Here is a 12,791-nt window from a genome sequence, read left to right as displayed (position 1 = left end):
AGTTATTGGATAAAGAATTGACGCAGATCGTTTCCCAAGAGGAATCGTTTCTGCGCATATTTTGAATTCAAAAAGCAACTTAAAAAGATTCGCCCTTCTCATTCCAGGTAAATAACAGAATAAATATATCCTTTTTACTATTGTCTGTGAGACTTGAGATGAAGAATTTAAACTTCTTCATCTCAAGTTTTTTATTAATTTAAATATATCTAGGATCAAGGATATATATGGGTCCCAGTCTTCCCTGCGACGGCTTCTTCCAGCGATTCAGGATTGGTAATGATCGCTTCTTTTCCGCCATTTTCCAGGAAGCTGATAACGGCTTGGATTTTAGGCAACATGCTTCCCGGAGCAAAATGGTTTTCAACCACATATTGCTTCAGTTCAGCCAGCGTCACCTTATCTAAGGCTTTTTCGTCAGGCTTGCCGTAATTCAAATAAACAGTAGGCACTCCCGTCGAAATAATTAAGACGTCCGCCTTAATATCCGCGGCCAAAAGGCTCGTCGCAAAATCCTTGTCGATAACCGCGTCAACACCGTGTAATAAACCGTCCTCACCTTTGACTACAGGGATTCCGCCGCCACCAACGCTAATTACACAATATCCATCGCGTACTAGCTTATTGATAACATTTTTTTCAACAATCTCTTGAGGCTGAGGGGAGGCAACCATCCGGCGATACCCTCTGCCTGCATCTTCAATCATAACCCAGGCTGGGTTAGCCTTTTGAATTTCCGCGGTTTGCTCTTTGGTGTAAAATGAACCAATGGGTTTAGTTGGTTTCTGAAAAGCCGGGTCATTTTCGGAAACCACGACTTGAGTCACAATAGTGACAGCCGTTTTATCCATACCCCTTTTCTTGAATTCATTATCCATTGCTTGTTGGATTTGATAACCAATGGCCCCTTGGGTGTCTGCCCCACAGCTGACCAAAGGAACCTGATGCATTGCTGCAACATCCTTAGCAATTTCCGACCTTCTTAAGATAAACCCTACTTGTGGACCGTTGCCATGAGTAACAATCACTTCATAGCCCTGCTCGATCATCCCGACAATATGCTTGGCTGTTTCTACAACAGCCTGATATTGATCCTCAACGGACTCATGCGCGTTATCACGAATCAGAGAATTCCCACCAATTGCTACAACAGCTAGTGTACTCACAATTATTTTCCACCTACCAACAATGTCATAACAGCTTTAGCTGTATGCAAACGGTTTTCTGCAGCATCATAAGCGATAGAATGAGGTCCATCGATAACAGAGTCTTCAACTTCATTGTTGCGGTCAGCAGGTAAAGCATGCATATACATTACATCTTTGCTGGCAGTAGCCATTTTTGCTTCAGTGCACTTCCAGCTCTTATTAGAAACGAGGGCATCATCAATAACTGCAGTTGCACCGGAAACTGAAGCACCGGTTTGATCCGTAACCCAGTTACCCCAGCTCTTAGGAATAACGATATCCGCATCTTTATAAGCTTCAGCCTCATCATGAGTAATTGTCAAAGTACCGCCATGCTTCTCAGCATTTTCTCTGGCTTGGGTGATAACCCACTCAGGAAGCTCCCAACCCTTCGGATAAGCCAGCCAAACATCCATACCATAACGAGGGAAGAGAAGAACTTGGGTTACAGGCACAGAGATTGGTTTCTTATGGCTTTCAGCATAAGCCCAAATGATCGAAATCTTTTTGCGTCTCAAGTCTTGGTGCTTCTCTTTAATCGTCAGCAGATCTGCCAAACCTTGGAATGGGTGATAAAGGTCATCTTGCAAGTTCATCACCGGAACTGACGACCATTTTGCCATCTCGGTCAAGTATTGGTTACCGCGACCCCAGTTGCAATAACGGCAAGCAATCATATGGCCAAAACGAGAAAGAATAATCGCGGTATCTTTCGCAGTCTCACCATGAGCAATTTGCATACTGCTGGAATCCAAGAATCCTGCATGACCGCCCAATTGAGCCATACCGGCTTCCATTGAGTTTCTGGTTCGAGTGGATTGCTCGAAGAACATTAAAAAGCCGGTTTTATTATGAAGATAATCAGTATCTTCGCCCATAGCAAATTTTCTCTTAAGATCTAAAGAAACATCAAGCATTGTATCTATTTCTTCTTTAGTAAAATCCTCTAAGTTGATAAAATGTCTTCCTCTGAATACTGTGTTCATTTATTAATTCCTCCTAATAATTATGTTTTATTGAGAGTAGACCTCATGCCGCTATGCGCCACTATCCGAAGATGAAAACAGGTCGCTGGGGTCGGACGGCTTCGCCCACATCCGCTCACCCAGCACTCCGAGGCTCGCCCACACGCTGGCGCGGGGCTATCTTCAGCGGGGAAGTATTCTTTGGAGATTGCCGCTTCAGCGAAAATGTCCACCGGACACTTTCGTGCCAAACCTCCGGGTAATACCTGATGTGAACCTGTGGCTCCGCTTCCCCGCGCCAGCTTTGTGGGCCTTACCGCCTCTCTCCATGCAATGGGTTCTCTCTTGTGGGCGAAGCCGCCCTTTGGGGTCTGACTGGGGTTTTTCAGGGTAGCCAATTATTAAGACTAAAAAATATGAAACTTCAACTAAAGGTTACCGCCGAATCGCGACAAAGAGTAGCGACGGAACGTGTGCGAACGGAGTAATGCCGCCTTGCTCCCATACTTACTTCTTAATCTCTACTAAATTCTCAGTATCCTTAGGCATCTTATCAGCATACTCCTTGACATAAATGCTAGGAATCGCTGCATACATAGCCGCACAATCCACAAGTTCCTTTTTCCAGGTTCGCTCATTTGGAGCATGTGCTTGGTCTTCATGTCCCGGTCCAAAACCGATGCAAGGAATTCCATAGCGACCCATGATGGAAACACCATTTGTGGAGAAGGTCCACTTGTCTACCACTGGATCTTTACCGAATAAGCCTTTGTAAGCATCTTCAAGAGTACTGGTTACAGGATGTCCCTCTTCGATTAGCCAGGTTGGGAAATAGCATTCAGTTGGATAAACCAGATTAGTATAGGACGGTCTATCATACATATACATGGTAACTTCTGCATTAGCAGCTTTTACTGAAGGAAGGTTTTTAATTTGTTGAACTGCATATTCCCATGATTCGCCAGCAGTTAAGCGACGATCGACGGAAATCCAGCAACTGTCTGCAACTGCACAACGTGAAGGGGAAGTGTGGAAGATTTCCGAAACTGTCAAGCTGCCTTTTCCAAGGAATGGGTGGTCCATAAGATTTTCATGCAAGCTGCGCAGCTCTTGCAGAATTGGGGCCATTTTATAAATGGCATTGTCCCCACGCTCTGGAGCAGAACCATGACAACTAACACCTTTTGTCAATACCTTAATTTCCATCCGGCCACGATGTCCGCGGTAGATCTTTCCATCGGTAGGTTCGGTAATTACAACAAATTCAGGTACGACCTTGTCTTCTTTGATAATGTACTGCCAGCATAATCCATCACAATCTTCTTCCTGGACGGAACCGACAACAACCATGGTATAATCATCTTCTAAGCCAAGATCCTTAATGATCTTACCTGCATAAACCATCGATGCCATTCCACCGATTTGGTCAGAGGCACCACGGCCGATAATGATTTCATCATCTTCAAACCCTTTATAAGGGTCATACTGCCAATTCTCCAAGCTGCCTACGCCTACTGTGTCAATATGTGCATCCATGGCAATTAAGTGTTTGCCATGGCCAATATAACCAAGAACGTTACCTTGAGGATCAATCTCAACTTTGTCAAAGCCGACTTTTTCCATCTCTTCTTTGATGCGAAGAACTGTCCCTTTTTCATCGCAACTTTCACCTGGTATTGCGATTAGATCCCGTAAAAACCGACTCATTTCCGGCTCATATTTTTTAGCCAGTTCGAGAACTTTCGTGAATTCCATTTTCAAAATACAATCCCCTTTCAATGCTGCTTTAAATTTAATGTGAATTGTCGGATCCCCTTACTTTAAAGATGACCTTTCGTTTTACATGGTTTAATAAATGCAAGAACCATGCCAAGTAGTTTCATTCAAAAAAAACATTTATATCTTAGGTCAGGTGTATCTTTCCCCAGAAATCTTTGTATTATCACTTTGTTCCAATCTCATTCTGAGACACTTTAATAACCACCTGAAATAAAAATAATCTCTGAAAGACTGTCAATTCGACATTCTTCGTTATAAGTCTCATTATGAGACAAAAGTCTACCTTTGAAACATATCTTAGCTATGAAAATAGAAACCTGATTTAATTAACTAAGAAAAAGTTCTATTTTCACCGATTTCGTATTCCTTAATCTTGCGATAGAGAGACGCTCTGCTAATTCCTAATAATTTTGCTGCATCTTCCTTATGCCCATTCACATCAACAAGCGTTAAGGCTTTCATAATTGTTTCCCGTTCTAAGACTTTGAGGTTTAACGAGGAATCTATCATTTCGGGTTTATGTTCCGTCTTGATTCTTTTTGGCAAGGTATCAGAGGTAATCATCCCCCCAGCCACCATGGTTACGCAGTATTCAATCACATTCCCCAATTCTCGGACATTCCCCGGCCAAGTATAACGGGACAAGATTTCTATAGTTTCCGAGGTGATTCCACTAACCGACCTATCAGTTACTACAGAATAATAATCTAAATAAAATTTGGTCAATATAGGGACATCTTCTAAACGTTCTCGCAAGGGTGGAATCGTCAGCGGAATAACATTTAAACGATAATAAAGGTCTTCTCTAAATTCGCCCGTTATTACCATGTTATCCAAATCTCTGTGAGTGGCAGCTATGACACGTACATCCACTGGAATTGAGCGAGTACTGCCTATTCGCTCAACCCTCCTTTCTTGTAGCACTCTCAATATCTTAACCTGTAAGTGAAGGGGCATATCCCCAATCTCGTCTAAAAAAAGAGTACCATTATGAGCAAGCTCAAACTTTCCTAGTTTCCCACCTCGCTTAGCCCCTGTAAAGGATCCTTCTTCATATCCGAACAATTCGCTTTCCAGTAGATTTTCAGGAATGGCACCACAATTTATGGCGATGAAGGCATGCCCTTTTCGTTTACTGCTCTGGTGGATCGCTCGAGCTAACAGTTCTTTTCCTGTTCCGCTTTCTCCTTGGATCAAGAGGGTTGCCTTACTGGGAGCAACATGTAAGGCCATGGCTTTTAAGTCTTTCATCTTCTTAGAATTTCCGACAATCTGTGAAAAATGAGTTTCAATATCGTTCACAGTCGCCGCTTTGACCAATTTCTTGATTTGCTGAAGATCCCTGAGAGTAATTACTGCGCCTTCAATAATTCCGTCTTTCTTTATTGGCACTACGTCACAATATAGTTGTGTAGCCACCCTTTTCCCCTGAATGTTGCCAGAAAAGGTTTCTCCCCGTTCAACGGCAAGCCAAAGATTTTTGTTATCCAACAGGTGATATAAAGCTTGTTCTTCTTGCGCATCAATGTCCAATAATTTAGCCGCCAGCGTATTATAATGCGTCACTTTTTGCTGATCGTTAACTAACAAAATGCCGTCATGCAACAGATTCAGTACTGTAACTAATTGGCTTGTTAAAATGTCGCGATCATGATTTTGTTGGATTTCAGTTGCCTTCCCAACAAGAAGATCAGCCATCTTTTCCAAAAAAAGCAACAGGGATTGTTTATTGTCCATTAGCCGCTGAGTTTGCTCCTCATCAAAGCTTACTAATCCAATAACCCCTATGATCTGATCCTCTATGCGTATGGGTATGGCAACCTCAGCATACTCCATACAGTTCCCTCTGCAGGGGCAAGGCTGACAGAGTTCGTTGAAGCCAGGGTTGTCAATAATAACCGGAACTCCTGTTTTCATTACGTGCCGATAGACAAAGCCATCATCCATTGGGCAACCGCATTGGCTTTTATATTTCCCCGTACCGGCAACCCGAATTAAGTCGGCATCCGCAATTTCAACTTCGATTTTTAGCGCTGCAGCAATCGCGTCTGCAGTTTGTTGGACTGTGCTCTTAATATTACGCAGGTAATACAACATGCTTTACACCTCATATTATTCGCTTTAACCTACATTATATACAACTATTCGCCTTATATCGCTTACTTCCTACTCCATAAGGCATGTAAGAATAAAAGAATTATAAAAGGGAAAAGAAGCACCTTATCTTTAACGATTGTGTGCTTCCTTTCTATACTAGTTCCAGAACTAATTATTAACGTCCCGCAGAGGGCAATTCTCCATCCCAAACAATACTGCGATATTTAAAGGGGTCAGTATTTCCTTCTGTATTAAAGAGTAGTATTTGAGATTTTTCGTCCAGATGAAGAGCTTCACGGGCCTCTTTTAAGCCCTCATCTATCATTAGCGTGCTAAGCAAACCGGCGGTTACAGCGCCAGATTCACCCGAGATCACTTTCGGATCCCCCAGCAATGGATTTGCCAACACACGCATTCCTTTCGCCGCTACCCAGTCAGGGCATGAAACGAACACATCACTGTAATCGCGCAAGATATTCCACCCTATCAAGTTAGGTTCTCCGCAGGCAAGTCCTGCCATAACAGTAGCCATGTCACCGCCAACTACCCGTGGTCTGCCATCCGCTGCAAGAGCAGATTTATATAAGCAATCCGCTTGATCCGCCTCCACAATCACGGTTTCCGGGCGTCCCTCTTTAAATAAGGAAGCAAAATATCCTTGTACAGAACCTGCCAGAGCTCCAACTCCTGCCTGAACAAAAATATGAGTGGGCTTCTCAATACCCAGATTGTTAAGCTGTTCTATGGACTCCGCCGCCATTGTCCCGTAACCTTGCATAATCCAACTTGGAATCTCCTCGTAACCTTCCCAAGATGTATCCTGTACAACTACCCATCCGTGCTTTTCTGCTTCTACAGCTGTCATTCGTACAGCATCATCATAATTCATATCAGTAATCTCAGCTTCAGCACCTTCAGACCTGATCCTTTCCAGACGATATTGTGAAGAGCCTTTGGGCATATAGACTACAGACTTTTGACGTAATTGTCGAGCAGTCCAAGCGATTCCACGACCATGGTTTCCGTCTGTAGTGGTGGCAAAGGTTATATCGCCCAATTGCTCTTTAACCTCTGGGGAAGTAAGGACTTCGAAAGGCAGTTCACTAATATCCTTGTTCAGTCGTTTCGCTAGGTATCTGCCGATTGCATAGGAACCCCCCAAGGCTTTAAACGCATTGAGGCCAAACCGATATGACTCATCTTTTACATAGATTCCACCGACCCCTAAATTGTTAGCAAGCTTGCTAAGTTCGCGAAGGGGGGTAGGTTGATAATCCGGGAATGTGCGGTGGAAATTTATTGCCTTTTCTATGGCCATTTTATTAAAAAGTTCTGTTGAAGCACCGATTCCGTTTTGTTTAACCATACTGTTTTGTATCCATTTAATCTTTTCAGACATTTAAAGTACCTCTCCTCTTTTTTGAATATTGTGCAATAAAACGACACATTTAATACGGTATCAAAAAAACAATTTCTTGTTTTGCCTATAAACCTTCTATCTCCCCCTAAAACGAATTCATTGACTAAGCTTTCCGCTATGATATTCAATGCAATTATCATGCCAACGTCGAATGCCAATCCAAAAAAGAAACCTGCCAGATATTTTTTGATCTAGCAGGTCTCTTTTTTGGGGATTTGAGATTCTTGCAATCTCTATAATTTAGTGATTATCATAAAAAGAGAAGTGTTCATTAACCGGATACGATAATGCGAATCATTCAGGCGGAAACCGATGAGTCTGATGTCAGTGTACTTCTCTAAAGCTGTATCTCCTTATGTAAATACTAAACCCAAATCAATCTCCAAGTCTTCAAAAATTTCAACCTTTATTTTATCATAGTATTGATACAGCCCACTTCGTTGATACTTGTTATCCTTATCAAGAACATATACATCCACAACCCTATCCAAAGGAAATGCCAACCAGTATTCACTTACTCCACTCTGCTCGTACAAGAGGAATTCTTCCTGCATATCCTTTTTGGCAGTCGTGAGTGATATAATTCTAATTATCGAATCAACGGCACCCTTACACCCCTTTTTGTCCATTTAAAAAGATGTGACATGTTTCTGTTACGATTATTCTTATAAGCTATGATTAAGTGGTTATCATAGCTTACGAAGTGTTAATTAAGGAAGTGATTCAAATGGACTTAGTGAAATGGGTAAAAATACAGGCTCTCTATGACTCTGAAAAACAAGCCCAGAAAACTGCAAATATTGTTGCTACAACCGAAGCCAGGTTAGCCAATCAACAACACGGACCTCAGTATGAAGTGGAAACCCGCGTAGATCAAATAGACGGAAAATGGCAAGTGTTTTGGCGAAAAGTTTTTATCGGCAATAAAACTGATTGTGGCGGAGGCTGCCAATCTTGTAGCGACAGTGAACCAAAACCTAAGAAAAGTACGGGCAAAGTGTTACCTTTTCTGCAATACTGCTTGTCCCTAAAAAAGAGGCAGTGGTTCCTGTGCAAGAACCGCTGCCTCTAGATAATCGATTTACTTATTTAGCAAATTTATTTTGCAATACCGACTTTCTCATTGAATTGTTCGATGAGTTTATCGAGTTCTGGTCCCATCTGGTGCAACTTACCCCAGTATTCGTCATAATCATACCATTGTGCATTAAGATCGTCTACATCATACTCTTGTTGTTCAATCCATGTGTAGTACTTAAGGTTGTGGATACGCTTCTTGGTCATGTAAGTTAACTCTTCCATGCTGTCAGTTCTAACGCCCAAAACGTTTCTGTTATGATCAATGGCAGCGTTAAGCGAAGCATATTTACTGCCTCTTTCCGCTTCCATTTCCTGCAATCTCGACTGATACATCTCTGCAGAGTCTGTAAGTACCGTCATAACAATGTCATTCTCGGTCAACTCATAGTATTTGGCAAATTTTATGCAGGATAGAATATTTGCTGCACCGGAAATTCCAACCCAAGAAAGCTTCTCAATAACCTCTTCAGATATCCCTTGCTCTCTCAAATAGTCCTGGCCGGCAGGCTCATTAAAGAGACGGAACAATCCCAAGCTGTCATTGTCATCAATGGCGATGACCATATCAGTATTTTTAACATTATGAACCCAGGGGATATGTTTATCCCCGATTCCTTCAATTCTATGTTCACCAAAACCGTTATCTAGTAAGGTTGGGCATTGTAAGGCTTCGCCAACAGCGATTTTAGCATGTGGATATTGATCTTTTAAGTAGTCTCCGCTGCCCAGCGTACCGGCAGAACCCGAAGTTAAGCATACTCCCGCAAATTTCCCCTTCGAGCCGATTTCAGCTTTGATAATATCATTCATAGCATTTCCGGTAACTTCATAATGCCATAAATGATTACCAAGTTCTCCAAATTGATTAAAGATCACAACATTATCTCGGGTTCTTCGGAGTTCCCAGGTTTTATCATAAATTTCCTTGACATTACTTTCACTGCCGGGAGTTGCAATAATTTCCCCTGCGACGGTTTTCAGCCATTCAAAACGCTCTCTACTCATATTTTCCGGTAGAATAGCAATCGATTTGCACCCTAATAAGGCGGAATTGTAGGCTCCGCCACGGCAGTAGTTACCGGTTGAAGGCCAAACTGCTTCATGATATTTAGGATCAAATTGTCCCGTCACTAAACGAGGTACTAAACAAGCAAAACTTGCCCCAACCTTATGAGCACCCGTCGGGAAATACTTACCTGCCATAGCAATAATTCTAGCTTTAACCCCTGAAATTTCAGGAGGGATTTCAACGTAGTTCGGCAACGGATTAAATAAGCCGCCATCTTTAACCGGTTGGTTTTTCCAAGAAATTCTGAATAAGTTAATGGGATCAACATCCCATAAGCCAGTTTTCTTCAACTTCTCTTTTACTGATGCCGGTATCTTATTTGGGTCCTTCATTTGGGCCAGGGTAGGAATAACAACATTTTTTTCTTTAACACTCTGCACGGTCTTTTTTAGTTGCTCTTCATTAATGGTTAAATTGATCAAGCTTCTCATATTTGACCTCCTTCAATTCGTGGTTCGAAATTTAGTAGTTCCTCTTCTTTTGTCAGGCAATTCACGAATTACTTTTACGTCGTCCTTTTCGTATATCGCGTTCGCAGTTCATCACTTCCCGTTCGAACCTCGAACAACGAATATCAAATATCGAACCACGACTAAACCTTCCCTTCCAACTTCACCAAGAGCTCCTTCAGGGAAGGCTCGACTTTGATGGGCTCGCCCACCGCTTTAATCGCGTTTTGAACATCCTTCAATCCATTGCCTGTGACAATAGAAACGACTTTTTCGTCGGCTCCTATAACTCCTTTTTCCACCAGGACCTTAAGCCCGGCAGTTCCGGTCACACCGGCAGGCTCTCCGAAGATACCGCTTGTTCTGCCCAATTCACGCATGGCATCCAAGATAGCCTCATCGGATACTGCGACCATCGTACCACCCGATTCACGAACAGCGTTTAAGGCCTTATCCGGATTGCGCGGCACTCCAACTGCAATACTATCGGCAATCGTGTTCTCTTCCTTGGGAGTCCAAGGGCGATCTTCCACGAAGGCATCGACGAGGGGGCAACATCCTGTAGACTGAACTCCGGCAATTTTAGGCAAGCGGTCGATCCACCCGGCATTATAGAGGTCCTTAAAGCCTTTCCAAACCCCGGCTATAGTGCAACCATCCCCAACAGAAAGGATCACCCAATCCGGTACTTCCCAGTTTAATTGCTCAGCAATCTCCAAAGCGACGGTCTTCTTCCCTTCAACCAGGTAGGGGTTAATCGCAGCATTACGATTATACCAACCAAAACGTTCAATCGCCTCCGCTGAAAGCCTGAAGGTGTCTTCGTAAGACCCTTGAACACTAATCACTGTAGCTCCAAAGATCAGCAATTGGGCAATCTTCCCTTGGGGTGCACGGCTCGGAACAAAAATAACAGATTTAATACCCATGGCAGCGGCGCTGCCTGCCAAAGATGAGGCCGCATTACCGGTAGAAGAAGCGGCGACCGTCGGTGCCTTTTCTTCCACTGCTTTAATGACAGCAATGATCGAGGCTCGGTCTTTCAACGAAGCTGTCGGATTCTGACCGTCGTCTTTAACATACAGGTTACTCATACCTAAACTTTTGCCTAAACCCTGAGGTTTATAAAGAGGACTCCAACCCACTCGCAGATGAGGGCGTGCAGAGTCTGGACCAATGGGCAGAAAAGGCAGGTAGCGGAAAATAGAATAGTCTTTGGATTGGGTTAGTTGCTCGCGAGAAGTCAGCCGATTGATTTCTTTGTAGTCGTATTCTACATCCATAATGCCGCCTTTTTTGCCGCAGGATGGACAAGTATAGGTACCCGCCTCGGCAGGAACTTGCTTTCCACAATCAATACAGCGCAGTCCTAATACATTCTTCATCAAGATCACCTCAAATTCTATTCCAAAGTTTCTGAGCCAACTCCCTGGAACGAGCACCAATAGCTTCTTCATCAATGTCTATGAGTTTTCTGTCGAGCATACGTACGCGCCCATTAATGACGGTTGTTTCAACAGACCGTCCCGAAACTCCGAAGAGGAGATGTCCGCTCCAATTGTTGGACCCTATGGGAGTCGGCGGTACATAATCAACAACGATGACATCCGCCCATGCACCTTCGGTCAATTCGCCAAATTTCCCGCCAAACAAGTCTGAGGCAATCTCAGGATTATTGCCATAAAGCATTTGCGGCACCTCACCCCAAGCTACACTCGGATTGGCCATGGCATGTTTATGAAGGATATTTGCCACTTTTCCGCTCTCAAACATGTCACAGGTATAGCCATCGGTCCCAAGTCCTACTTTAACCCCTTCACTGAGCATTTTTAGAACCGGAGTTACTCCGACAGCATTCCCCATATTTGATTCCGGATTATGCACAACTTGAGTTTTCGAAGCTTTTAAGAGATCGATTTCATGATCATCGATATGTACGCAGTGGACAGCAATGGTTTTTGGTCCCAGAACTCCGAATTTCTCCAGCCGTTCAACCACCCTCATCCCATATTTGGAGAGACTGTCATCTAAATCTTCTTTTCCTTCTGCAACATGAACGTGAAATCCTGCTCCCAAGCGTTTAGCTTCCTCACTGCACTTAGTCAACGTTTGATCGGATAAGGTCAGAGAAGCATGGAGTCCGAACATTCCGGCGACCATGGAATCTGGCTGAGCCTGACACTGGGCAATAAAGTCGACATTCTCTTTAATTCCCTCTTGAGCGATCTCATCTCCATCTCGGTCCGAGACTTCGTAACAAAAAGCAGCACGCACTCCCATTTCTTTAGCAGCTTTTGCTAAGGTGGACAAACTGCCTGTAATAGCCATAGGACTGGCATGATGGTCAACAATTGTGGTTGTCCCTGTCTTGATGCACTCAATCAAAGGAGTCAATCCACTGTAATAAACGTCATCCAAGGTTAACAGTTTATCAAGTTTCCACCAAAGTCCCTCTAAAATATCTCCAAAGGTTTTAGGAGGTTTGCTTTTAGAGTCCATTCCGCGGGCAAACGTGCTATAGAGATGCATATGCGTATTGATCATTCCAGGCATAATAAGTTTTCCGCGAGCATCGATAAATTCTGCCTCGGGAAACCGCTTTTGTAAATCTTGAGTTGAGCCAACCTCTAAAATCTTGCTGTCTTGGATCAGAACACCGCCATCTTGAATCACCTGATTACTTTTGCCCATAGTTAAGACCGTACCGTTAGCGATCAAAATCATTAAACCATCATCCTCTCTATA

10 protein-coding genes are annotated in these 12,791 nt (G+C 43.3%); 1 reads left to right on the top strand and 9 read right to left on the bottom strand.

All coding sequences use genetic code 11. The annotated features are described in order from the left end of the window. Positions 1-215: 215 nt before the first annotated feature. The 6 genes from arcC to LJE72_RS05015 all read right to left on the bottom strand — a co-directional run bounded on the left by arcC (position 216) and on the right by LJE72_RS05015 (position 8,077). Positions 216-1,166: a carbamate kinase gene (gene arcC / locus LJE72_RS05040; RefSeq protein WP_229246537.1), complete on the bottom strand. Its 951-nt coding sequence runs from the start codon at positions 1,164-1,166 to the stop codon at positions 216-218. Positions 1,167-1,168: 2 nt separating this feature from the next. Continuing rightward, positions 1,169-2,173, bottom strand: coding sequence for an ornithine carbamoyltransferase (locus LJE72_RS05035; RefSeq protein WP_073029515.1), 1,005 nt, complete (start codon positions 2,171-2,173; stop codon positions 1,169-1,171). A gap of 486 nt (positions 2,174-2,659) precedes the next feature. Continuing rightward, positions 2,660-3,907 carry a YgeY family selenium metabolism-linked hydrolase gene (locus LJE72_RS05030; RefSeq protein ID WP_229246700.1) on the bottom strand — a complete coding sequence of 416 codons (1,248 nt, stop codon included), beginning with the start codon at positions 3,905-3,907 and terminating at the stop codon, positions 2,660-2,662. A 354-nt stretch (positions 3,908-4,261) separates the two neighbouring features. Then, a complete protein-coding gene (locus LJE72_RS05025) occupies positions 4,262-6,028 on the bottom strand; it encodes a sigma-54-dependent Fis family transcriptional regulator (RefSeq protein ID WP_229246536.1) in 1,767 nt (588 codons plus the stop codon). 175 nt (positions 6,029-6,203) lie between these two features. Further along, positions 6,204-7,427 (bottom strand): diaminopropionate ammonia-lyase, encoded by a 1,224-nt coding sequence (gene dpaL, locus LJE72_RS05020; protein ID WP_229246535.1) that lies wholly within the window; start codon positions 7,425-7,427, stop codon positions 6,204-6,206. A gap of 374 nt (positions 7,428-7,801) precedes the next feature. Beyond that, positions 7,802-8,077, bottom strand: coding sequence for a Uma2 family endonuclease (locus LJE72_RS05015; protein WP_282437835.1), 276 nt, complete (start codon positions 8,075-8,077; stop codon positions 7,802-7,804). A 98-nt stretch (positions 8,078-8,175) separates the two neighbouring features. Between LJE72_RS05015 and LJE72_RS05010 the strand changes: the two genes are divergently transcribed. After that, complete coding sequence (locus tag LJE72_RS05010; protein WP_229246533.1) at positions 8,176-8,520, top strand: hypothetical protein; 345 nt, start codon at positions 8,176-8,178, stop codon at positions 8,518-8,520. A gap of 26 nt (positions 8,521-8,546) precedes the next feature. On the opposite strand, the gene LJE72_RS05005 is transcribed toward LJE72_RS05010, so the two are convergent. From LJE72_RS05005 to ssnA, 3 genes are all read right to left on the bottom strand, one after another. Beyond that, positions 8,547-10,028: a pyridoxal-phosphate dependent enzyme gene (locus LJE72_RS05005; protein WP_229246532.1), complete on the bottom strand. Its 1,482-nt coding sequence runs from the start codon at positions 10,026-10,028 to the stop codon at positions 8,547-8,549. Positions 10,029-10,189: 161 nt separating this feature from the next. Next, positions 10,190-11,431: a threonine synthase gene (gene thrC / locus LJE72_RS05000; protein WP_229246531.1), complete on the bottom strand. Its 1,242-nt coding sequence runs from the start codon at positions 11,429-11,431 to the stop codon at positions 10,190-10,192. Positions 11,432-11,441: 10 nt separating this feature from the next. Beyond that, positions 11,442-12,770: a putative aminohydrolase SsnA gene (gene ssnA / locus LJE72_RS04995; RefSeq protein WP_229246530.1), complete on the bottom strand. Its 1,329-nt coding sequence runs from the start codon at positions 12,768-12,770 to the stop codon at positions 11,442-11,444. Positions 12,771-12,791: the final 21 nt, after the last annotated feature.

The sequence above is a fragment of the Desulfosporosinus shakirovi genome (assembly GCF_020595055.1).
GTDB classification, from domain to species: Bacteria; Bacillota; Desulfitobacteriia; order Desulfitobacteriales; family Desulfitobacteriaceae; genus Desulfosporosinus; species Desulfosporosinus shakirovi.
Note: the sequence above shows the minus strand (reverse complement) of the source record. Positions and strands in the feature narration are given on the sequence as shown.